Consider the following 22,725-nt stretch of genomic DNA (forward strand, 5'->3'; position numbering starts at 1 on the left):
CACCCCGGGTGCGCGTTTCGAGTTCGTGGCCCTGAACGGCAGCCCCACGAATTTCGAAGAGACCAAGGGATGCACGCAACAGATGCGCCCGCCAGCGGCGAGCGCGTGAGGCGCATTTGGCCCGAAAAGGGTAAAAACTTAGGCAGCGTTCCTGCCGTAAAATTACGGGCGCGGCGCCCTCTCCCGATCCGCGCCTACGCCGCGCGGATCTTGCCGAGGAAGTCGCTGACCTCATGGCCGAGCTGGCGGCTCTGGCTCTCCAGCATCTCGGAGGCCTGCTTCACATTGTCGGCGGCTGCGGCGGCAGCGTCCGCATCGGCTTTGACGCCGGTGATGTTGTCCGAGACGTTCTTGGTGCCCTGCGCCGCGAATTGCGTGCTGCGGGTGATCTCCTGCGTCGCCGCACCCTGCTCCTGCACGGCGGCGGCAATGGCGGTCGCCACTTCGTTCACTCCGCCGATGATGCCGCCGATGGTCTGGATCGCGTTGATGGCGTCGCCCGCGACTTTCTGGATGTCGGCGATCTGCTCGGAGATCTCCTCGGTCGCCTTCGCGGTCTGGCTTGCCAGCGACTTCACCTCGGAGGCGACCACGGCAAAGCCGCGGCCGGCTTCGCCGGCGCGCGCCGCTTCGATGGTGGCGTTGAGCGGGAGCAGATTGGTCTGCGCCGCGATGGTGTTGATGAGACCGACGACCTCGCCGATGCGCCCCGCCGACTTCGCCAGGCCCTGCACGGTGCCGTCGGTTTCGCGCGCCTGCGTGACGGCGCGACCGGCGATGCCTGCGGCATGCGCGGCCTGCTGGCTGATGTCGTTGATCGAGGCCGAGAGCTCCTCGGCGGCGGCGGCGACGCTGTCGACGCTCATGGAGGCGTCGTTGGAGGCCTTGCCGGCGACCTGGACGCGATCGTTGGTCTGGCGCGACACGGCGGAGAGGTCGCCCGAGGTCTTGCGCATCTCGCCGGACGCCTCGCCCAATTCGCCCAGCGTCTTGCGCACCGCGCCCTCGAACTCGCCGACATAGGCTTCAACGGCGCGCTGGCGTGCGGAAGCGCCCGCATTGCGCTCGCGCTCCTGCTCTTCGATCTTGAGCTTGTCGGTGGCCTGCTGCTTGAAGGTCTCCAGCGCGCCGGCCAGTGCGCCGATCTCGTCCTGACGATCGAGATAGCCGCTGTCGACGGCAAGGTCGCCGCCGGCGACCTTCAGCATGGCGTCGCGGATGGTGTTGAGCGGATGGATCACGCGGCGGCTCACGAGCATGACCGCGCCGACGGCAAGGCCGATGGCGAGCCCCAGCAATCCAAGCTGCACGATTAGCGCGCGCTGCGCGGCGCCGCGCTGCTCCAGCGTATGGACCTTGGCGGCGTCAAGGGCGGCTTCCGCCACGGTGACAGCGCTGGAAAGGCGGCCGACCGTGAGCGGGCTCCACTGGTTGGCGGTCATCTCGGCCTTCTCGCCCTTGACCAAAGTGTCAGCGAGGCGGTCCCGCAGGGTCAGATATTGCGGCTCGAAATAGGCGGTCTTGGCCGCGGCCATGGCGGAGACGAGCGCGGGCGGCAACTGCATGCCCGAGGCTGACAATTCGAGCGCCTTCCACATCGCCGACGTGCCGCCGACATGCTGGGTGTAGTTGTTGCGGGCTTCCGGTGTGATCTTGCCGGCGGCAAGACCGGTCGAGACGACCAGCGAAGCTTCGCCCGCGGTGTTGCGGAGCAGCCAGGCGTTCTGCTTGATCGACAGCAGCTGGTCGATCACGGCGTCCTGGTGGTTGACGGTGGCGGCCAGGACGTTCGACAGCTTGTCGAGCGTTTCGAGCAGGCCGCCCGTCGTCTCCATATATTCCTTCGCCAGGCCGGCGCGGCGCTGATCCCTGGGCTTGGCCATATCTGCCCAGAACTGTTTCTGCTCTTCGGTCAGCAACTTGTGGAGGCGCGCAAGCTCCGGCACCAGCGTGCCCGATTGCGGGAAGTCCATGACCGGCAGCAGCTCCAGCGCGCGTGCCATTGCCGGCATCTCGGTGTCCCGGCTCGCGCGCAGATATTTCTCGATCTCGGCATCCATCGGTTCGGCCGAGTTGAGGAGCCGCGTCGTGGTCGATCGGTCGGTGCGCAGGCTGTGCATCGCCTTGAACAAATCGGCGGATGCGTCGGCGGTCTGCGAGATGCGATTGGCGGTCTTGAGGCGATCCCAGGACTCGAAGGCGGTGAGCGAGAGCGCGAGCACCACGCAGGCCGACGTGATCGCGATCACCGCCTTCAGCAGCGTGGATACGGTCAGACGATTCAGCATCGAAGTCCCCCCAACTCCCATTGCAAAGCTCTTGAAAACGCCCGGCAACATCGACAAGCCTAGCGCGGCAGAACGGCAATCGCACGCCGTTTGCGGCCCACGGCCCCGGCGTTATTTCCGCATCTGAATGAAAAAGGGTAAAATTTTAGGCAGGCCGTCCGATCGTAGAAGTACGTATTTACTAGAAGTTGCAATGGGTTGCCGCGATGGAACCAGCGCGGGAGACAGGCGTTAGAGCGGTGGTCGCAATTTGCCTGAAGGGGGTTTCGCGATGCTGGTGGGCGTACTCGTCACTTTTCTCGTCGTTATTCTCGTCCTTTATCTCATCAACATGCTGCCGATGGACGGCCGCGCCAAGCAGATCGCGCGCGTGGTCGTCATCATCATCGGCATCGTCTCGCTGCTGAAATATCTCGCGGTGTTCTAGCAAGGGATCAAAGCCCGGATGAGCGCAGCGATATCCGGGGTGCCGCAACAAAGGTCCCGGATGTCGCGGAGCCTGTCATCGGGCGGCGCTTCGCGCCGACCCGTTGGCACATCCGGGCCACTCGCCAAACAAGAAGCCCCGGCCTTCGCCGGGGCTTCGTTTGCGCTGCTTCAGTGCAGCGATTTCAGCCAGTCGTCGACGTCCTGACGAACCTGGTCCTTGGCCTTGCCGTAGCGTTCCTGGAGCCGGCCCTCGAGCTGTTCGCGGCGTCCCTCGATCAATTGGAGGTCGTCGTCGGTGAGCTTGCCCCACTTCTCCTTGGCCGAACCCTTGAACTGCTTCCAGTTTCCTTCGATGCGATTCCAGTCCATGACCATCTCCCATGGGTTGATGGCCGTACAACGCGACCGCCGCGCGGCCGTTCCGCTGCGCGGCGCGACGTTTCGCCCGCTGCGCTCAACAAAAAAGCCCCGGCGTGAGCCGGGGCTTTCGGTGTTTCGAGCCGGCTGACTATCAGCCGTTCGCCTTGGCCTCGCGGCGGCGCGCGGTGAGGATGTATTCGGTGTAGCCGTTCGGCTGCTCGCGGCCTTTGAAGATGAGGTCGCAGGCGGCCTTGAAGGCGACGCCGTCGAAGGCGGGCGCCATCGGCTTGTAGATGGCATCGCCGGCGTTCTGCTTGTCGACAACGACCGCCATGCGCTTGAGCGATTCCATCACCTGCGCCTCGGTAATCACGCCCTGGTGCAGCCAGTTGGCGAGATGCTGGCTGGAGATCCGCAAGGTGGCGCGGTCTTCCATCAGGCCGACGTCGTGGATGTCGGGCACCTTGGAGCAGCCGACGCCCTGGTCGATCCAGCGCACGACATAGCCGAGGATGCCCTGGCAGTTGTTGTCGATCTCCTGCTTGACGTCATCGGGCGCCCAGTTCGACTTCGACACCGGAATGGTGAGGATGTCCGAAAGCTTTGCGCGCGGTCCGCCTTTGGTGAGCTCTTCCTGGCGAGCGATCACGTTGACCTGGTGGTAATGCAGCGCGTGCAGCGTCGCTGCAGTCGGCGAGGGCACCCAGGCGGTGGTGGCGCCGGCCTGCGGATGGCCAAGCTTCTGCGCCAGCATGTCCGCCATCTTGTCGGGGGCGGCCCACATGCCCTTGCCGATCTGGGCGTGCCCGGGCAGGCCACAGGTCAGGCCCATGTCGACGTTCCAGTCCTCATAGGCCTTGATCCAGGCCTGCGCCTTCATCTCGTTCTTGCGGATCATTGGGCCGGCTTCCATCGAGGTGTGGATCTCGTCGCCGGTGCGGTCGAGGAAGCCGGTGTTGATGAACATGATGCGCTTGGAGGCGCGCTGGATGCAGGCCTTGAGGTTGACGGTGGTGCGCCGCTCCTCGTCCATGATGCCGACCTTGAGCGTGTTCTCCGGCAGCGACAGCATCTTCTCGACGCGGTCGAAGATCTCGCAGGTGAGCGACACCTCGTCCGGGCCGTGCATCTTCGGCTTGACGATATAGGCAGATCCCGTGCGGCTGTTCTTGACCTTCGAATTGCCCTTGAGGTCGTGGATCGCGAGCAGGCCGGAGACGGCGGCGTCCAGAAGGCCTTCCGGAATCTCCTCGCCCTTCTCGTCCAGCACCGCGTCGGTGAACATGTGGTGACCGCAATTGCGCATCAAGAGCAGGCTGCGGCCGTGCAGCTTGACCTCGCCCTTGCCGTCCGGGGTCTTGTAGCTGCGGTCGGCGTTGAGCGAGCGCGTCAGCGTCTTGCCGCCCTTCTCGAAATCGGCCGACAGCGTGCCGTTCATCAGGCCGAGCGTGTTGCGGTAGACCAGCACCTTGTCCTCGGCATCGACGGCTGCGACCGAGTCCTCCATGTCGAGGATGGTGGAAACCGCGGATTCCATGATCATGTCGGCGACGCCGGCCGGATCGTCCTTGCCGATCGCGCTGCTGCGGTCGATCTTCACCTCGACATGCAGGCCATTGTTGGCGAGCAGCACGGCCGAAGGCGCGGCCGCATCGCCCTGGAAGCCGGCGAACTGCGCCGCGTTCTTCAGCGCGGTGGCATTGCCGCTCTTCAGCTTCACCGCGAGCTGGCCCGCGACGACACTGTAGGCGGTGACGTCGGTGTGGCTGCCGGTGGCAAGCGGCACAGCGGCATCGAGGAACGCCTTGGCCTTGGCGATCACCTTGTCGCCGCGCGCCTTGTTGTAGCCCTTGCCGCCCTCGGACGGATCATGCGGGATCGCATCGGTGCCGTAGAAGGCGTCATAGAGCGAACCCCAGCGCGCATTCGCCGCGTTCAGCGCATAGCGCGCGTTGGTGAGGGGCACGACGAGCTGCGGGCCGCAGATCTTGCCGATCTCCTCGTCGACATTGGCGGTCTCGACCTTCTGGGTCGCCGGCTCCGGAACGAGATAGCCGATCTCCTTGAGGAAGGCGGTATAGGCGTTGAGGTCGAACGCCTTGCCTTTGCTGGCGCGGTGCCAGTCGTCGATCTTGGCCTGCAACGTGTCGCGCACCGCCAGCAATGCGCGGTTCTTCGGCCCCAGATCCTTGATGATGGCGGCAAGCCCGGCCCAGAACGCATCCGGCGCGATCCCCGTTTTCGGGGCCGCTTCCTTGGCGATGAAATCAAACAGGACGGGAGCGATCTTCAATCCGTGGGCGTCGACGCGTTTCATGATGGGCTTTCTTGTTGGAAATGGCTGTTTTTGGCTGCTTTTGACCCGATAGCAGCAAAATGCGCCCACGAGGGAGCGGCTTTCGGGGCCTATTAGCCCCAAAATCGGGGCGGTGAGAAGACCCCCAGGGGTTTGTCAAAATGTCAAGAGCAGGTGTGGCGGGCAGCTGGCTTTACAAATTTGATCCCAACTTCGCGCCACGGACACAACTGCGCTCCCTCCCCCTTGTGGGGGAGGGCTGGGGAGAGGGGTGGCTCAGGAAAAGGTGTGTCGGGATTCGACGGGAGCGGAGTGCTCTGATTGATTGGGAGAGTCCCCGTGTGGACCCCTCTCCCTAGCCCTCCCCCCCAAAAGGGGGGAGGGAACGCAGCTGCGCAAGCGGATGGAGCCTGCCTCAAATATTCGCGGCGAGGTCCACGGTTTCGTCGAACAGCACGCCCGTCGTCTTCAGCATCTGCTCGATCTCATCGGCTGCCTCGGCGACGGTCCGCGTCGAGGTGTCGATCACGAGCTCGGCCGCCTGCGGCGCTTCGTAGTCGTTACCGATGCCGGTGAACGACGCCAGCGCGCCGGCGCGGGCCTTCTTGTAGTGCCCCTTGGGATCGCGATCCTCGCAGACCTCTGCCGGCGTCGCGACATGGATCTCGCGGAACGCGGTGTCGGCGATGCGGCGCGCCGTGGCGCGGTCCTCGCGCGCGGGCGAGACCGCGGCGACGATGGCGATATGGCCGTTACGTGCGAGATGCGTTGCGACTTCGGCAAGGCGGCGGATGTTCTCGCTGCGATCAGCCGTGGAGAAGCCGAGATCGCTGTTGAGCCCGGCGCGCAGCGTGTCGCCGTCGAGCAGGATCGGCGAGCCGCCATTGGTGAACAGCCGCCGTTCCAGCGCCTTGGCGAGCGTCGACTTGCCCGAGGCCGGCAGGCCGGTGAGCCAGACCACCGCGCCGTTGTGCTGATAGCGCGCGGAGCGCTCGTCGGGACGAAGTGCGGATTCCACCGGCACGATGTCCACCGGCAAGGCGCGCTGGCCGGCATCGACCGACAGCACCAGACCTCCGCCGGCGATGCGCCCGGAGACTTCGATCACGAGACGGCCGGTGCGCGGATTCTCGGTGTAGGGATCGGTGGCAATCGGATTCGACAGCGAGATGTCGATCTCGCCGACATGGTTGCGGCCGATCGCCTTGTTCTCGCTGCTCGAGAGCTCGCCCGGATCGACCGCCTTCTCGATCGCGACGACCGTGGCGCGGCTTTCCTTCGGCCCGCAGCGGACCAGGAGCTGGTCGCCCTTGGCGAGCGGCTTGTCGTGCAGCCAGAAGATCCGCGCGCGCAGCCGCCGCGTCTCGCGCGGGGCGGCGCTCGCGTGCGCGATGATATCGCCGCGCTCGACGAATAGTTCGCGGTCGAGCGTAATGCCGACCGAGCGGCCCGCGCCCTGCCGTCCCGCAACCGGCGTCACCGGCCAGCTCTCGACGGTCTTGATCTTCGCGATCTTGCCAGCCGGCATGATCACGATCTCGTCGCCGGCAATAAGGCTGCCGGATTCGATGCGGCCCGCGACGATGCGGCGGTCGTCGAACTTGTAGATCGCCTGCACCGGCAGCCGCAGCGCCAGCGCTTCGAGCGGCCGCGCCGGCTCCAGCCGGTCCAGCGCCTCGACCACGGTCGGGCCCTTGTACCAGCCGATCCGGTCGGTGCGCTCGGCGACGCCGTCGCCGTCGCGGGCGGAAATCGGGATCACGGCCGTAGGCTTCACGCCGAGGCCGTTCAGATGCGCCGAAATCTCGTCGCTGATCTCCTTGAAGCGGTCGGCGGAGAAATCAACGCGGTCCATCTTGTTGACGACAACAGCGACCTGCTTCACGCCGAGCAGATGCAGGAGATAGCCGTGCCGCCGTGTCTGGTCGCGCACGCCTTCGAGCGCGTCGATGATCAGCACCGCGCCGTCGGCCTGCGAGGCGCCGGTGATCATGTTGCGCAGGAATTCGGCGTGGCCGGGCGCGTCGATCAGAACGATGTCGCGCGAATTGGTGCGGAAGCGGATCTGCGTGGTGTCGATGGTGATGCCCTGGTCCCGCTCGGTCTGCAGCGCATCGAGCAGGAACGACCATTCGAACGGCATGCCGCGTCGCGCGCTGACGGCTTTCAGCATGTCGAGCTTGCCGTCGGGCAGGCTGCCGGTCTCGTGCAAGAGGCGGCCGACCAGCGTCGATTTGCCGTGGTCGACGTGGCCGACGATGACGATGCGGACCTGCGGACGGGTGGTGCCGTTCGGGGTGGCCGGCGAAGCGGGGGTGACGATCATGTTCATATCGCGCTCGCGTTCTTGATCAGAGATAGCCGGCGACGCGCAGGCGCTCGAAGGCGTCCTCGGTCTCGTGGTCGAGTGCGCGGCCGGCGCGCTCCGGCACCTTGGTCTGCTCGAGCTCGATCAGGATCTCGTCGATGTTGGACGCGGTCGACGCGACCGGATTGGTGATGTCGTGATCCCCCAGCGAGCGATAGCGCTTGCCGTCCCTGGCGAGATATAGCGGGATGATCGGGATGTTCTCGCGCTTGGTGTAGGCCCAGATGTCGGCCTCGGTCCAATGCAGGATCGGATGGATGCGCAGATGCGCGCCCTGCGGCGGCGAGGCGTTGAAATGGTCCCAGAACTCCGGCGGCTGGTCGCGCACGTCCCAATTGCCTTCGAGCCCGCGCGGCGAGAACACACGCTCCTTGGCGCGCGTTGCCTCCTCGTCGCGGCGGATGCCGGCGATCAGGCCGTCAAAGCCGAATTTGCCGAGCGCCATCTTGAGGCCTTCGGTCTTGCGCGCAGCGGAGCGCGCGGCCGGCGGCAGCGTCGGATCGACGGCATCGATGGGCGGGCAGGGCTCGACGCGCAGATCGAGATCCCATTCTTTGCCGTAGTGATCCCGAAAGCGGTACATCTCCGGAAACTTCTTGCCGGTGTCGACATGCAAAGCCGGGAACGGCACGCGGCCGAAGAACGCTTTCCGCGCCAGCCAGATCATGACGTTGGAGTCCTTCCCGAGCGACCACAGCAGCGCGATCTTCTTCAGCCGGGCGAAGGCCTCGCGGAAGATGTAGATGCTCTGCGCCTCGAGCTGGTCGAGATGGTCCATGCTGGGGGCAAGGTCAGCAGAAAATTCTTGCGTGCGTGCGCGCTCGGCCGGGGCCGCGCTGCTCAGTCCGCTCGCTGCGGAATCGTCCTTGAGAAGATGCATCTCTGCCACTTTGCGTTTGGAGGCGAAAATTCTATAGTTGCGGTGCGGAAGAGAAGAAAAAATTTTCTCTTTGCGCGCTCGAAACGACACATATATAGAAAATAATTCCAGTCAACCCCGGATGTGGGGGAAGCGAGTATCGCATGCGGTTCTTGCCGGTGTTTCTCGATCTCAAGGCCGGTCCGGTGGTCCTCATCGGCGCGGGTGAGCTTTTGCGTGCCAAGCTGCGCGTGCTCGCTGCGGCCGGTGCCCGCATCCGCGTGCATGCGATCGACGGCAATCAGGATCTGGGTCTCAACTCGGAGGACGCGGTGCGGATCGAGATCGCTGCCGGCGATCCACTGACCGCCGGTCTCGCCGGCGTCATCGCCATCGTCTGCGCTGGTGCGGGTGATGTCGGCGTGGCGATGTCGGTTCGCGCCAAGGCTCTCGGTCTGCCCGTCAACGTCATGGACGATCTCGAACATTCCAGCTTCATCTTCCCGGCGATCGTCGATCGCGGCGATGTCGTGGTCGCAGTCGGCACCGGCGGCACTTCGCCCGTCGTGGCACGGCGCGTGCGCGAGAAGATCGAGGCGCTGCTGCCGGCCCGTATCGGCGAGCTCGCCGAGTTCATCGGCGGCTTTCGCAAGTCCATCAACGAGCGCATCACTGAGTTTCCGCTGCGCCGCCGGTTCTGGGAGCGCGTCATCGACGGCCCGATCGGCGCTGCCGTGCTCGGCGGCCGCAGGAGCGAGGCGGAGGCCGCGCTCAAGGCGATTGCCGATCCCTCCGAATTCGCGTGCGCCGATAAGCCGGAAGGCTCGGTCGCGCTGGTCGGCGCCGGTCCCGGCGATCCCGATCTTCTCACCATCAAGGCGCTGCGCGCATTGCAGGACGCCGACATCGTCTTCCATGACGAGCTGGTCTCGGGCGAAATTCTCGACCGCATCCGCCGCGACACCACGCGCGTTGCCGTCGGCCGCCGCGTCGGCAAGCCCGGCATCGGCCAGGACGCCATCAACAAGCGCATGATCGAGGCCGCGCAATCCGGTCAGCGCGTGGTGCGGCTGAAGGGCGGCGATCCCTTCGTGTTCGGCCGTGGTGGCGAAGAGGTCGAAGCCCTGCGCGCGGCAGGCGTCGCCTATTCGATCATCCCCGGCATCACCGCGGGGCTCGGCGGCGCCGCCGATTTCGAGGTGCCGCTCACCTTCCGTCACGAAGCGACCCGCATCACCTTCCTCACCGCGCACAAGGCGCGCGACGCGGAAGCGGTGGACTGGTCGACCCTGACCGACACCAGAATGACCGTCGTGGTCTACATGGGCATGACTGCCGCGCCCGCAGTGCGCGCCGGCCTGTTCGCCGCTGGCCGTTCGCCGGAGACGCCGGTCGGCGTGTTCGCGCGCGTCACCCGTCCCGATGCGCAGGGCGCGATCGGCACGCTGCGCGACCTTCCCGAGCTGGTGCGGCGGGTCAGCGGCGGTCCCGCCATTCTCATCATCGGCGAGGTGGTCCGGCATGCCGGTTCCCTTCGCCGCGAAACCCCAAAGCAAATCATCTCTGACCTATTGGATGCAGCCGAATGACCTCTCCGCTTGAACAGAAGAAGATCAAGATCGCCGGCCCCTCGATCGTGACCGCCAACCGTACTTGGGACGGCATCGTGGTTTATCGCACCGCCGCCAGGAGCTGGTCCCCGGACCTGTCGGAAGCTGCGATCGTGCGCAACTCCGACGAGGCCAAGGCGTTGCTTGCGGAGTCCGTCGCCGATGACGTCGGCGCGATCGGTCCCTATATCGCCCCGGTGCAGGTCGGCGCGGACGGCAAGATCGAACCCGGCAATCTGCGCGAACAGATCCGCCGCACCGGTGTGACCATCGGACAGTCGGCCCAGGTTTAAGGCGCTTTCTTATGTATGCTTACGACGAAATCGACCGCACGCTCGTCAATGAGCGCGTCTCGGAGTTCCGCGACCAGGTGAAGCGGCGCCTCTCCGGCGAGCTCACCGAGGACGAGTTCAAGATCTTGCGCCTGCAGAACGGCGTCTATCTGCAACTGCACGCCTACATGTTCCGCGTTGCGATCCCTTATGGCACGCTGGCGACGAACCAGCTGCGGGCGCTCGCCCATGTCGCGCGCAAATACGACCGCGGCTACGGCCATTTCACCACGCGGCAGAACATCCAGTTCAACTGGATCAAGCTCGCCGAATTGCCGGACGCGCTGGAAGATCTCGCCAAGGTTGGCATCCATGCGATGCAGACCTCCGGCAACAACATGCGCAACGTCACCTCGGACCAGTGGGCCGGCGTCGCGCCGGGCGAGATCGAGGATCCCCGCATCTGGTCGGAGCTGATCCGCCAGCACACCACGCTGCATCCGGAATTCTCGTTCCTGCCGCGCAAGTTCAAGATCGCGATCACCGCGTCGGACCACGACCGTGCCGCGATCAAGATCCACGACATCGGCCTTCGCCTGATCAAGAACGAAAAGGGCGAGACCGGCTTCGAGGTGCTGGTCGGCGGCGGTCTTGGCCGCACGCCGTTCATCGCCAAGACCATCAAGCACTTCGTGCACGGCCGCGATATCCTCAGCTATATCGAGGCGATCCTGCGCGTCTACAATCAGTACGGTCGCCGCGACAACATCTACAAGGCGCGCATCAAGATCCTGGTGCACGAGCTCGGCATCGAGAAGTTCTCCCGCGAGGTCGAGGAGGAGTGGCAGCACATCCGCAACTCCTCGCTCCAGATCGACGACGAGGTGATCGAGGACATCCGCTCGCGCTTCACCTATCCTCCTTACGAAAAGCTCCCGCACATGCCGGACGAACTTCGGCAGGCCGCGGCCGATCCCGATTTCGAAGCGTGGCGCAAGAACTCGGTGGCCTCGCACAAGAACCAGGGCTATGCCATCGTCACGATCTCGCTGAAGCCGATTGGCGCGCCCCCGGGCGATGCCACGGCGGAGCAGATGGATGCGCTGGCCGATCTCGCCGACAAATATTCCTTCGGTGAGATCCGCGTTGGTCACGAACAGAACCTGGCACTGCCGCATGTCGCCAAGCGCGATCTGCCGGCGCTGTGGAAGGCACTCGACAAGCTTGGCCTCGCGACGCCGAACGTCAATCTGATCACCGACATCATCGCCTGCCCGGGTCTCGACTATTGCTCGCTGGCGAATGCGCGCTCGATCCCGATCGCGCAGGAACTGACGCGGCGCTTCGCCAACCACGAGCTCGCCAACCTGATCGGCCGGCTCCACATCAACATCTCAGGCTGCATCAACGCCTGCGGTCATCACCATGTCGGCCATATCGGCATTCTCGGCGTCGAGAAGAACGGCGAGGAAGTTTACCAGATCACCATCGGCGGCCGTGCAGACGAAAACGCCGCGCTCGGGAACCTGATCGGGCCGGGCGTCAAGTTCGACGAGGTCGCCGACGTCGTCGAGGACATCGTGGAAGCCTATCTGGCGCTGCGCGAGCGGCCCGACGAGCTGTTCATGGACACAGTGAAACGCCTCGGCGTCGAACCCTTCAAGGAGCGCGTTTATGCCACTCGTTAACGGCGGAAAGATCGCCGACGACAGCTTCGTCAAGCTGGCCGTCGACACGCCGCTGCCCGAGGGCGGCGACATCCTGGTGCCGGCCGAGCGCTTCATCGGCGAGGCCGATGCGCTGCTCGAGCGTGCCGGCAAGGTCGGCGTGATCTGGCCGAACAACCGCGACATCGCCGAACTGGTCCCCTATCTCGGCAAGATCGCCGTCGTTGCGCTGGTGTTCCCGACCTTCCGCGACGGCCGTGCCTACAGTCAGGCCCGGCTGCTGCGCGAGCGTTACAATTACCGCGGCGAATTGCGCGCCACCGGCCAGGTGCTGCGCGACCAGTTCGTGTTCATGCTGCGCGCCGGCTTCGATGCCTTCGACGTCAAGAAGCAGGCCGACGCGGAAGCCTTCATGCAGACCGCCAAGCGCTATTCGGTGTTCTACCAGCCGACCGGCGACGGCCGCATCACGGCCTTGCACCGGCGCATGCAGCTGCGTCATTCCGAAGGTGTCGGCACGTGAACGCGATCGCGCCTCAGGTTTCGCCGACGTCCGCCTCTGCGCTGCCGTCGGCGGACGAACTCGATCGCGCGCTGCGCGATGCCTCGCCCGCGGAGATCGTCGCCGCGGCGCTGAAGACGGTCGGGCGCGAAAAGCTTGCGCTGGTGTCGTCGTTCGGCACGGAATCGGCGACGCTGCTGAAGGTCATGGCGGACGTCGACCCCGCGATCCCCGTGATCTTCCTCGATACCGGCTGGCTGTTCGAGGAGACGCTGGCCTATCGCGACACGCTGATCGCGACGCTTGGCCTGAAGGACGTCCGTTCGATCAAGCCTGCGGAAGAAACATTGTCGCGTGACGATCCCGATCGCGAACTCTGGTTCTCCGATCCCGACGCCTGCTGCCGCATTCGTAAAGTCGAGCCGCTGGCGCGGGCACTGAAGCCGTTCTCGGCCTGGCTCAACGGCCGCAAGCGCTTCCAGGGCAATGCGCGCGCCGACATTCCGGTGGTCGAAGACGATGGCGCGCGGTTGAAGTTCAACCCCTTCGCCAACGTCTCGCGCGAGGAACTCGAGGCCATCTTCGTCCGCGCCAAATTGCCGCGTCATCCACTGGCCGCCTCCGGTTTCCTGTCGGTTGGGTGTATGCCTTGCACGAGCAGAACGGCCGAGGGTGAGGATGAACGTGCCGGTCGCTGGCGCGGCCGGGCCAAGACAGAATGCGGCATCCACACGATGAAGACTTCGTAGCACAGTCACGCTGCCACGCTGCGAACAAGAAAATCCGGTTTCGTTGACTTAAGCGCATTTCGCCGCGAGTTTCGCCTGCCTTCGCTGACACTGACGTCGTCGAAGTGAATGGAGATGGACATGATCCGCCGTATCGTTCCGCTCGCTGCAGGACTTCTCGCGACGGGTTTCTTGGCAAGCGCGGCTCTCGCTGCTGACATCAATCTGCTCAACGTGTCGTATGATCCGACGCGCGAGCTCTATGCCGAATTCAACAAGGCGTTCGCGAATGCCTACCAGAAGGAAACCGGCAAGAGCGTCGAGATCAAGCAGTCGCATGGCGGCAGCGGTTCGCAGGCGCGGGCGGTGATCGACGGATTGCAGGCCGACGTGGTGACGCTCGCGCTCGCCTACGACGTCGACGCGATCGCCGGCAAGGGCCTCACGGCGACGGACTGGCAGAAGCGGTTACCGCAGAATGCGTCGCCCTACACGTCAACCATCGTGTTCCTGGTGCGCAAGGGCAACCCCAAGGCGATCAAGGACTGGGACGATCTGATCAAGCCGGGCGTTGCCGTGATCACGCCGAACCCGAAGACATCGGGCGGCGCGCGCTGGAATTATCTGGCGGCCTGGGGCTTTGCGCAGAAGAAATACGGCGCCGCCGACAAGGCCAAGGACTTCATCGGAAAGCTCTACCAGCAGGTGCCGGTGCTCGATACCGGCGCGCGCGGCGCCACCGTGACCTTCGTCGAGCGTGGCGTCGGCGACGTGCTGCTCGCCTGGGAGAACGAGGCGTTTCTCGCCCTGAAGGAATTCGGCCGGGAGAAATTCGAGATCGTGGCGCCGCCGCAATCCATCCTCGCCGAGCCGCCGGTCGCGATCGTCGACAAGGTTGCCGACAAGAAGGGCACCCGCAACGCCGCCGATGCCTACCTCCAGTATTGGTACACCAAGGAGGGGCAGGAGATCGCCGCGCGCAACTTCTACCGCCCGCGCGATGCCGAGATTGCCAAAAAATACGAAAACGCCTTCGCAAAGGTCGAACTATTCACGATCGACGACGTTTTCGGTGGTTGGACCAAGGCGCAGAAGGAACATTTCGCCGATGGCGGCATCTTTGACCAGATCTATAAGAATTGATCTGGCGCTGTCTTAATGGGCTTTAGCAGGGGGCCTGGTGAGCGCACGCGCAGCACGACGCCGGACATTGCCGGGCTTCGGTCTCACCATGGGACTGACGCTTTCCTGGCTGTCGATCATCATCCTGATTCCGCTCGCCGGGCTGTTCCTGAAATCGCTCGAGCTCAGCCCCGAGCAGTTCTGGAACATCCTCTCCAGCCGGCGCACCCTGAATGCCCTGCGGGTTTCCTTCGGCCTCGCGTTCGCGGCGGCCTGCGTCAACCTCGTCATGGGCAGCATCATCGTCTGGGCGCTGGTGCGCTACCGCTTCTCCGGCCGGCGGCTGTTCGACGCCATCGTCGACGTGCCCTTCGCGCTGCCGACGGCGGTCGCCGGGGTCGCGCTGACCGCGCTGTTCGCCGAGAAAGGCTGGCTCGGGGCGCCGCTCGCGGCGCTCGGCATCAAGGTGGCGTTCACGCCGGTCGGCATCTTCGTCGCCATGATCTTCATCGGCATTCCCTTCGTGGTGCGCACGGTGCAGCCGGTGCTGCAGGATCTCGACCCCGAGATCGAGGAGGCCGCGGGCAGCCTGGGCGCCAGCCGCTGGCAGACCATCGTCCGCGTGATCCTGCCCTCGCTCGCGCCGGCGCTGCTCACCGGGCTCGCGCTCGCCTTTGCCCGCGCGGTCGGTGAATACGGCTCGGTGATCTTCATTGCCGGCAATCTGCCTAATGTCTCCGAGATCGCGCCGCTCTTGATCGTGATCCGGCTGTCCGAATTTCGCTACGCCGACGCGACCGCCATCGCGGTGGTCATGCTCGTCGTCTCCTTCGTCATCATTTTCGCCGTCAACCGGCTCCAGCGCTGGGCGCGGAGCCGGATCCCGGCGCGCTGAGGAGGATGCGATGACGATGCAGATCGCAGACTCCGTGTCGCTCTCGGCTCCCGACGCCACGGCACGTGCGAAGGCCCGGGCACATGCGGCGGCGGCGCAAGACAATTTGCGCACCGAGCCGCGCGCGGTGCGCATCACCATCATCGCGCTGGCGATGACCTTTCTTTCCGTCTTCGTCGTGCTGCCGCTGGTGGTCGTGTTCGCGCAGGCCTTTTCGAAGGGGATCCTCGCCTATCTCTCCGCGCTCGCCGAGCCGGAGGCGCTGGCCGCGATCAAGCTGACGTTGATCGTCGCGGCGATCTCGGTCGGCCTCAACCTTGTCTTCGGCCTCGTCGCCGCCTGGGCGATTGCAAAATTCGATTTCCCGGGCAAGACCTTCCTGATCACGCTGATCGACCTGCCGTTTTCGGTCAGCCCGGTGATCTCCGGTCTCGTCTTCGTGCTGCTGTTCGGCGCGCAGGGTTATTTCGGCGGCTGGCTCAGGGATCACGACATCCAGATCCTGTTCGCCGTGCCCGGCATTGCGCTCGCCACCACCTTCGTGACCTTCCCGTTCGTCGCGCGCGCGCTGATCCCGCTGATGCAGGAGCAGGGCACGCAGGAGGAGGAGGCCGCGGTTTCGCTCGGCGCTTCGGGCTTGCAGACCTTCTTCCGCGTCACCCTGCCCAACATCAAATGGGGCGTGCTCTATGGCGTCCTGCTCTGCAATGCGCGTGCGATGGGCGAGTTCGGCGCGGTCTCCGTCGTCTCAGGCCATATCCGCGGTGAGACCAACACGATGCCGCTGCTGGTCGAGATCCTCTACAACGAATACCAGTTCGTCGCCGCCTTCGCGATCGCCTCGCTGCTGGCGATGCTGGCGCTGATCACGCTGATCGCAAAGACCGTTCTCGAACGTCACCTCGACGAAGGAGACGACGCAAGTGACCATTGAAGTCAAGAATCTCGTCAAGAAGTTCGGCAGTTTTGCCGCCCTCGACGGCGTCGACCTCAAGGTCGACAATGGTGAATTGCTGGCGCTGCTCGGTCCGTCAGGCTCCGGCAAGACCACGCTGCTGCGGATCATCGCCGGCCTCGACTGGCCTGATTCCGGCGAGGTCTCCTTCAATGGCGAGGACGCGCTGGCGCAGGGCGCGCGCGAGCGGCATGTCGGCTTCGTGTTCCAGCATTACGCGCTGTTCCGCCACATGACCGTGTTCGAGAACGTCGCCTTCGGCCTGCGCGTGCAGCCGCGCGCGGTACGCAAGGACGAAGCCGCGATCCGGGCGCGGGTCAAGGAACTGCTCGACCTCGTTCAGCTCGACTGGCTCGCCGACCGCTATCCGAGCCAGCTCTCCGGCGGCCAGCGCCAGCGCATTGCGCTCGCCCGCGCGCTCGCGATCGAGCCGCGCATCCTCTTGCTCGACGAGCCCTTCGGCGCGCTCGATGCCAAGGTGCGGAAAGAACTGCGCCGATGGCTGCGCTCGCTGCATCACGAGATCAACGTCACCTCCATCTTCGTCACCCACGACCAGGAGGAGGCGCTCGAAGTCGCCAACCGCGTCGTCGTCATGGACAAGGGCAGGATCGAGCAGATCGGCTCGCCCGACGACGTCTACGAGACCCCGGCGACGGCCTTCGTGCACGGCTTTATCGGCGAGTCCATCGAACTGCCGGTTCAGGTCGAAGGCGGCGTGATCAGGCTGGGTGACCGGCCGCTCACCCTCGCGGCGGACGGGCTTGCGCCTGGCGCGTCAAAACTGTTCGTGCGGCGACATGACATGCTGGTCGGGCCCCCCGGCAGCGGCGCCTTCGAGGGCGCGGTCCAGCACGTCCGCAATTTCGGTCCCGTGCAGCGCGCCGAGGTCGCATTGTCGGGCGGCGAGACCATCGAGATCGACGCCCCCCGCGACAAGGAACTGCGCGCCGGCGACACCATCGGCCTCGAGCCGCGCCGTTACCGGATATTTGCGGGCTAACGCTCTGTCATTCCGTGGCGATGCGAAGCATCGAACCCGGAATCTCGAGGTTATGGCGCGAGAGTCTCAGGTGCGCGATTGCGCACCACAGTTCAGCGCTACGCGCTGCCCCGGAATGACAGGAACGATTTTCTTCAAAATTCACCTTTCAGCCACGGTTGGTATGCAACAACGGCCCCTCATTCGGGGGCTTTACATGCGCGCTGGGGCCGCAATTCTCATCACTTTGCTGCTTGCCGGCTGTGCCGGCAACGAGGCACCGGTCCAGCAGCCGTCCATGTATGCCGATATGGCGGTCCCGGGCTCCAAGCTCGATGCGCAGGCGGCAGCCATCATGATCTCGCAATACCGCCAGAACAACGCCCTCGGCACCGTCGTCATCGACCCTGACCTGATGCGGCTCGCCGAATCCCAGTCCCAGGCTATGGCTGCGGCCAACAAGATGGATCACGACGTCCGCGCGCCGCTGGCCAAGCGCCTTGCCACCGGCGGCTATCCCGCCACCGTTGCCGTCGAGAACGTCTCGGCCGGCTATCATACGCTGGCGGAAGCGTTTTCCGGCTGGCGCGATTCGCCGCCCCACCGCGCCAACATGCTCAAGGGCGGTGTCACAAAATTGGGCATCGCGGCGAGCTATGCTCCCGGCACCAAATACAAGGTGTTCTGGACCATGATCCTGGCCTCGACCGAGCCCCGATAAGCCAGACTTGATCCGGGATGCATTGACGCCGCGGCGGAGGGTCGCCACGGTGGCTCGCCTTTTGCTATTGTTCCTGCATGATCGATCATAGCCCGGAATCCGCCAGCATCCCCGCGAATGCGCAACGCGTCCTGGTCCTTCAGGGCGGCGGCGCGCTTGGCTCCTATCAGGCCGGCGCCTATCAGGCGCTGTGCGGCCACGGTTTCGAGCCGGAATGGGTCGCCGGCATCTCGATCGGCGCGGTCAACGCCGCCATCATCGCCGGCAACGAGGGCCCGACGCGCGTCAAGCGGCTCAAGGAATTCTGGGAGATGGTCTCCGCGCCGGTGCCGTGGAAACCGATCGGCAAGAGCGACCACAGCCGCGAGCTGTTCAATTCGACCAGTGCCGCGCTGATCGCGACCTTCGGCGTGCCCGGCTTCTTCACGCCGCGGATTCCGCCGGCGCCGCTCTGGCCGCCCGGCAGCCCGCAGGCCGAGAGCTATTACGACACCGCACCGCTGAAGAAGACGCTGGAGCGTCTGGTCGATTTCGACCGCATCAACGATTTGAAGACGCGCCTGTCGGTCGGCGCGGTCGGCGTCACCTCCGGCAACTTCAAATATTTCGACAATTACGAGTTCAAGAAGCTCGGCAAGACCATCGGCCCCGAGCACATCATGGCCTCCGGCGCGCTGCCGCCCGGCTTTCCATCCGTGATGATCGAGGGCGAGCATTATTGGGACGGCGGCATCGCCTCCAACACGCCGCTCGACTACGTGCTCGACGCCGAGGTCGATCGCGACATGCTGATCTTCCAGGTCGACCTGTTTTCCGCGCGCGGCGATCTGCCGACCTCGCTGCTGGAGGCCGCCGAGCGCGAGAAGGACATCCGCTATTCCAGCCGCACGCGGATGAACACCGACAAGAACAAGCAGATCCACAACGCCCGCAGGGCGGTGCGCGACCTGATCGGCAAATTGCCGGATTATCTCAAGAACGATCCTTCCGTCGAATTCCTGGCGAAGGTGTCGCGCGAAAGCACCGTCACCGTCGTGCATCTGATCTACCGCAGCAAGAACTACGAATCCTCGTCCAAGGATTACGACTTCTCGCACGTCGCCATGGTCGAGCATTGGGAGGCCGGCGTGCGCGACGTGCATCTGTCGATGCGCCACAAGGACTGGCTCGAGCGGCCGCAGTCCGGTGAGACCATGGTGACCTACGATCTCACGGGGGACGTCACCGCGCCCCCGGCAAAAAGGAGCGAATAGAATGGGTAGTCTGTCAGGCAAGAATGCCGTCGTGACCGGGTCCACTAGCGGCATCGGGCTCGCCTATGCACGCGCCTTCGCCGCCGCCGGCGCCAATGTCGTCATCAACGGCTTCGGCACGCCGGAGGACATTGAGAAGGAGCGCGCGAAGATCGAGGCGGACTTCAAGGTGAAGGCGATCTATTCGCCCGCCGACATGACCAAGCCGGCCGAGATCGCCGGCATGATCGCGCTCGGCGAGAAGACCTTTGGTTCAGTCGACATCCTCGTCAACAATGCCGGCATCCAGTTCGTCTCGCCGATCGAGGAGTTTCCGCTCGAGAAGTGGGACCAGATCATCGCCATCAACCTGTCCTCGGCCTTCCACGCCATCCGTGCCGCCGTGCCCGGCATGAAGAAGAAAGGCTGGGGCCGCATCATCAACACGGCATCGGCGCATTCGCTGGTCGCCTCGCCCTTCAAGTCGGCCTACGTCTCGGCCAAGCACGGCATCGCAGGCCTGACCAAGACCGTGGCGCTGGAGGTCGCGACCCACAAGATCACCTGCAACTGCATCAGTCCCGGCTACGTCTGGACCCCGCTGGTGGAGCGGCAGATCCCCGACACGATGAAGGCGCGCAATCTGACGCGCGAGCAGGTCATCAACGACGTTCTGCTCGACGCGCAGCCGACCAAGGAGTTCGTGACGTCCGAGCAGGTCGCCGCATTGGCGCTGTTCCTGTGCGGCGATGATGCCGCCCAGATCACCGGCACCAATCTCTCGATCGATGGCGGCTGGACGGCGGAGTAACGGCTCGATGCCGTAGGGTGGGTTAGCCCTGCAGATACGCGAAGCGTATCTGCTCGGCGTAACCCACCACTTCTGTTACCCGAGGAAACAAAAGAGGTGGGTTACGCCTTCGGCTAACCCACCCTACGAAACCGAGAAGGAGGCGTCCGCTGCCGCTCAATGCGTCCAGGCCAGCGCCGTCACGAACGCCGACGACAGGTTCAGCTCCGCAAACATGATCTTGCCTGCGACCACGAACAGCACGCTGGCAAGCGTCAGCCGCAGCACCGTCTCCGGCACCCGCGTCGCGCTGTAGCTGCCGATGATGATGCCGGGCAGCGAGCCCATCAGCAGCACGCCCATCAGGGCCCAATCCACGTCGCCGAGCGCCCAGTGCCCGATGCCGGCGACCAGCGTCAGCGGCACCGCATGGGCGATGTCGGAGCCGACGATGGTCGCCATGGGCAGGCGGGGGTAGAGCAGCAGCAGCACGGTCACGCCGACCGCACCGGCGCCCACCGACGAAATCGACACCAACACGCCGAGCACGATTCCGGTGACGACGGTGGCAATCGCGGTGGTGCGCTCGTCGACCTGTTCGAGCCGGCCGCGATAACGCTCCATGATCGATTTGCGGAAGATCAGCGAGGTCGCGGTCAGCAGCAACGCAAAGCACAGCACCAGATTAACCAGGCTGCGCTCGGAATCGCTTCTGAGGTCGAGCTTCCACAGCACCAGCAGCGTCACTGCGCTCGCGGGAATGCTGCCGCAGGCGAGCCGCAGCACCGCGGGCCAGTGCACGCTGCGCGACCAGCCATGCACCACGCTGCCGCCGGTTTTGGTGGCGGCGGCATAGAGCAGATCGGTGCCGACCGCGGTGGAGGGATGAACACCGAACAGCAGGATCAGCAGCGGCGTCATCAGGGAACCGCCGCCCACGCCGGTCATCCCGACGAGCAGGCCGACGCCGAAACCGGAGGCGACGTAGAGTGGATCGATCATGTCTGGAGAATCTTAGGTTGATCTCGTCGGTTGAGCAATACGACGTAGAATAAACTTTCCCTGGGGCGCAACCGCTTGGGCGGAATAAGAAAAATTGTGCTGCGTGTCGGAAATGGAGAGGTGTTTCCGGTTGTTCCCATGCGCACTGCGAAACAGTCGTTCCCCACGGGGAGTGAGCAAGGGCGGCGCCGTAGTACCTATTTACCAAACGCCAGCACGTGCAGCCCCAACCGCTGTCGCACGATCCAGAACAGCAGCACCGTCTCGAAGGTGAGCGAGATCGAGGTCGCGGCCGCGGCGCCGTGGCCGCCGTAGCGCGGCACGAGTGCGATGCAGAGCATGAGGTTCATCACGAAGGCCAATGCATAAGCGAGCGCACAGATCTTCTGCTGGCCGAGCATGTTGAGCAGCCGCTCGACCGGTCCGATCGCGGAGCGCACCACGAGCCCGATCGCGGCGACGAACATGATGTCGTAGCCGACCACGAATTGCGGCCCGAACAGCCAGAGCAGCGGCTTGCCGAGCGCGAGCAACACGATGGTCGCCGCCAGCGACGGCCAGAACGTCCAGTTGATGGCATGCGCGACATAGGCCGATAGGCGTGCCTTGTCGCCGCTTGCGTTGTATTCGGCGAAGCGGTGCGCCGTCGTTGCCGACATCGCGTAGTGGATGAACGAGACCAGCGCCAGCGTCTTCACCACCGCGAAATAGACCCCGACCTCGTCGGAGGGGCGGAACTGCTGCAGCACCAGCACGTCGGTGTAGGACAGCAGCAGGTAGAAGCTCTCGACCAGCAGGATCGGCAGCGAGACGGCGAGCCAGCCGCCGATGTCATAGGTCTTGGGGCCGGGCGCGATATGGCCGGCGAGCTTGCGGTTCAGCACCACCATCTGCCCGGTCATCGCGATCCACACTGCGCCGGCGCTCGCAATCATCGCGGCGACGGCGCCGAGATGGTAGCCGAGCAGGAAGGCGATGGCCGTGATGCCGATGATCAGCCCCTGGCGGATGATGAATTGCGGCATCAGGCCGAGTTGCATCCAGTCATGCGAGCGCGCGATGCCGTCCTGGGTGTTGGCGACGACGAAGGCGGGCAGCGTCATGCAGCCGATATAGAGTGGCAGCTCCTCGGCCGGGTCGATCCAGGGCGACAGCAGCCTGACGATGCCGGCAAGAGCGAGCGAGACCAGCGTGGACACCGCGAAGGTCAGCCAGCGGCTGCCGGAGAGAAAGCCGCGCAGCAGCGCCTGCTCGCCGCTGGTGCGATACTCCGGAATGATTTTCTGCGCCGAGGCCGAGATGCCGAAATCCATCATGCTGCCGAGCAGCAGCACCCAGGTCCAGACATACACGTAGATGCCGTAGTCGGAGGTGCCCATCCAGCGCGCGAGCAGGACCTGCGAAAAATAGGCAAGGCCCGCGCTGATGACCCGGATGATGAAGATGGTGCCGGCCAGCCGCCGCGTCAGCGATGCCTCGCTCGGGCCGCCCGTCAGCCTGGCCCGCAGCCGCGCGATCAGCCCGGCCGGTCCGGTCGTTGCAGGGTCTGCATCCATCACGGCCAATTAAAGTCCCCAGGCTACCGCATGACGCAGGCTTGCTGCGGTGGCCCTGGGGCTTAGCAACCATTCGTTAAGATTCGGTTGG

Annotated in this window: 20 protein-coding genes; 13 read left to right on the plus strand and 7 right to left on the minus strand. The window is 64.8% G+C overall.

Annotation, left to right across the window (positions count from 1 at the left end; genetic code table 11):
- Positions 1 to 194: 194 nt before the first annotated feature.
- Positions 195 to 2,288, minus strand: coding sequence for a methyl-accepting chemotaxis protein (locus XH81_RS18395; protein ID WP_271596318.1), 2,094 nt, complete (start codon positions 2,286 to 2,288; stop codon positions 195 to 197).
- Positions 2,289 to 2,559: 271 nt separating this feature from the next.
- Between XH81_RS18395 and XH81_RS18400 the strand changes: the two genes are divergently transcribed.
- Positions 2,560 to 2,715: a Thivi_2564 family membrane protein gene (locus XH81_RS18400; protein WP_007599832.1), complete on the plus strand. Its 156-nt coding sequence runs from the start codon at positions 2,560 to 2,562 to the stop codon at positions 2,713 to 2,715.
- A 170-nt stretch (positions 2,716 to 2,885) separates the two neighbouring features.
- Here the strand turns inward: XH81_RS18400 and XH81_RS18405 are convergent, their stop codons facing one another.
- The 4 genes from XH81_RS18405 to cysD form a co-directional block, all read right to left on the minus strand.
- A complete protein-coding gene (locus XH81_RS18405) occupies positions 2,886 to 3,086 on the minus strand; it encodes a CsbD family protein (RefSeq protein ID WP_008546815.1) in 201 nt (66 codons plus the stop codon).
- 142 nt (positions 3,087 to 3,228) lie between these two features.
- Entirely contained in the window at positions 3,229 to 5,394 is a 2,166-nt protein-coding gene (locus XH81_RS18410; RefSeq protein WP_028142071.1) for a malate synthase G, read from the minus strand.
- 394 nt (positions 5,395 to 5,788) lie between these two features.
- Positions 5,789 to 7,705, minus strand: coding sequence for an adenylyl-sulfate kinase (cysC, locus tag XH81_RS18415; protein WP_028142070.1), 1,917 nt, complete (start codon positions 7,703 to 7,705; stop codon positions 5,789 to 5,791).
- Between the two features lie 19 nt (positions 7,706 to 7,724).
- On the minus strand, positions 7,725 to 8,519 hold the full coding sequence (gene cysD / locus XH81_RS18420) for a sulfate adenylyltransferase subunit CysD (protein ID WP_028142069.1): 795 nt from the start codon (positions 8,517 to 8,519) through the stop codon (positions 7,725 to 7,727).
- Between the two features lie 245 nt (positions 8,520 to 8,764).
- On the opposite strand from cysD, the gene cysG reads away from it, so the two are divergent.
- From cysG to XH81_RS18480, 12 genes are all read left to right on the plus strand, one after another.
- Positions 8,765 to 10,189, plus strand: a complete 1,425-nt coding sequence (gene cysG / locus XH81_RS18425) for a siroheme synthase CysG (protein WP_028142068.1) — start codon at positions 8,765 to 8,767, stop codon at positions 10,187 to 10,189.
- Positions 10,186 to 10,503: a DUF2849 domain-containing protein gene (locus XH81_RS18430; protein WP_028142067.1), complete on the plus strand. Its 318-nt coding sequence runs from the start codon at positions 10,186 to 10,188 to the stop codon at positions 10,501 to 10,503. Before cysG ends, XH81_RS18430 begins: the two co-directional genes overlap by 4 nt.
- 11 nt (positions 10,504 to 10,514) lie before the next feature.
- On the plus strand, positions 10,515 to 12,170 hold the full coding sequence (locus XH81_RS18435) for a nitrite/sulfite reductase (protein WP_028142066.1): 1,656 nt from the start codon (positions 10,515 to 10,517) through the stop codon (positions 12,168 to 12,170).
- Positions 12,157 to 12,672 carry a DUF934 domain-containing protein gene (locus tag XH81_RS18440; RefSeq protein WP_028142065.1) on the plus strand — a complete coding sequence of 172 codons (516 nt, stop codon included), beginning with the start codon at positions 12,157 to 12,159 and terminating at the stop codon, positions 12,670 to 12,672. Before XH81_RS18435 ends, XH81_RS18440 begins: the two co-directional genes overlap by 14 nt.
- Positions 12,669 to 13,400 carry a phosphoadenylyl-sulfate reductase gene (locus tag XH81_RS18445; protein ID WP_028142064.1) on the plus strand — a complete coding sequence of 244 codons (732 nt, stop codon included), beginning with the start codon at positions 12,669 to 12,671 and terminating at the stop codon, positions 13,398 to 13,400. Before XH81_RS18440 ends, XH81_RS18445 begins: the two co-directional genes overlap by 4 nt.
- Positions 13,401 to 13,508: 108 nt before the next feature.
- Positions 13,509 to 14,522, plus strand: a complete 1,014-nt coding sequence (locus XH81_RS18450) for a sulfate ABC transporter substrate-binding protein (protein ID WP_085968055.1) — start codon at positions 13,509 to 13,511, stop codon at positions 14,520 to 14,522.
- 37 nt (positions 14,523 to 14,559) lie between these two features.
- Positions 14,560 to 15,396: a sulfate ABC transporter permease subunit CysT gene (gene cysT, locus XH81_RS18455; protein WP_080670165.1), complete on the plus strand. Its 837-nt coding sequence runs from the start codon at positions 14,560 to 14,562 to the stop codon at positions 15,394 to 15,396.
- A 10-nt stretch (positions 15,397 to 15,406) separates the two neighbouring features.
- Positions 15,407 to 16,330 (plus strand): sulfate ABC transporter permease subunit CysW, encoded by a 924-nt coding sequence (gene cysW, locus XH81_RS18460; protein WP_028142061.1) that lies wholly within the window; start codon positions 15,407 to 15,409, stop codon positions 16,328 to 16,330.
- Positions 16,320 to 17,354, plus strand: coding sequence for a sulfate/molybdate ABC transporter ATP-binding protein (locus XH81_RS18465; protein WP_028142060.1), 1,035 nt, complete (start codon positions 16,320 to 16,322; stop codon positions 17,352 to 17,354). Before cysW ends, XH81_RS18465 begins: the two co-directional genes overlap by 11 nt.
- A 196-nt stretch (positions 17,355 to 17,550) precedes the next feature.
- Positions 17,551 to 18,054 carry a CAP domain-containing protein gene (locus XH81_RS18470; RefSeq protein ID WP_028142059.1) on the plus strand — a complete coding sequence of 168 codons (504 nt, stop codon included), beginning with the start codon at positions 17,551 to 17,553 and terminating at the stop codon, positions 18,052 to 18,054.
- 77 nt (positions 18,055 to 18,131) lie between these two features.
- The gene (locus XH81_RS18475; protein WP_028142058.1) at positions 18,132 to 19,307 is read left to right on the plus strand and encodes a DUF3734 domain-containing protein; all 1,176 of its coding nucleotides are present in this window, start codon (positions 18,132 to 18,134) and stop codon (positions 19,305 to 19,307) included.
- 1 nt (position 19,308) lies between these two features.
- Positions 19,309 to 20,097: a 3-hydroxybutyrate dehydrogenase gene (locus XH81_RS18480; RefSeq protein ID WP_028142057.1), complete on the plus strand. Its 789-nt coding sequence runs from the start codon at positions 19,309 to 19,311 to the stop codon at positions 20,095 to 20,097.
- Positions 20,098 to 20,253: 156 nt separating this feature from the next.
- On the opposite strand, the gene XH81_RS18485 is transcribed toward XH81_RS18480, so the two are convergent.
- A complete protein-coding gene (locus XH81_RS18485; protein WP_028142056.1) occupies positions 20,254 to 21,078 on the minus strand; it encodes a sulfite exporter TauE/SafE family protein in 825 nt (274 codons plus the stop codon).
- Between the two features lie 197 nt (positions 21,079 to 21,275).
- A complete protein-coding gene (locus tag XH81_RS18490) occupies positions 21,276 to 22,643 on the minus strand; it encodes a flippase (RefSeq protein WP_028142055.1) in 1,368 nt (455 codons plus the stop codon).
- Positions 22,644 to 22,725: the final 82 nt, after the last annotated feature.

The organism is Bradyrhizobium sp. CCBAU 25360, assembly GCF_028128695.1.
In the GTDB taxonomy this organism is placed as follows: domain Bacteria; phylum Pseudomonadota; class Alphaproteobacteria; order Rhizobiales; family Xanthobacteraceae; genus Bradyrhizobium; species Bradyrhizobium ottawaense.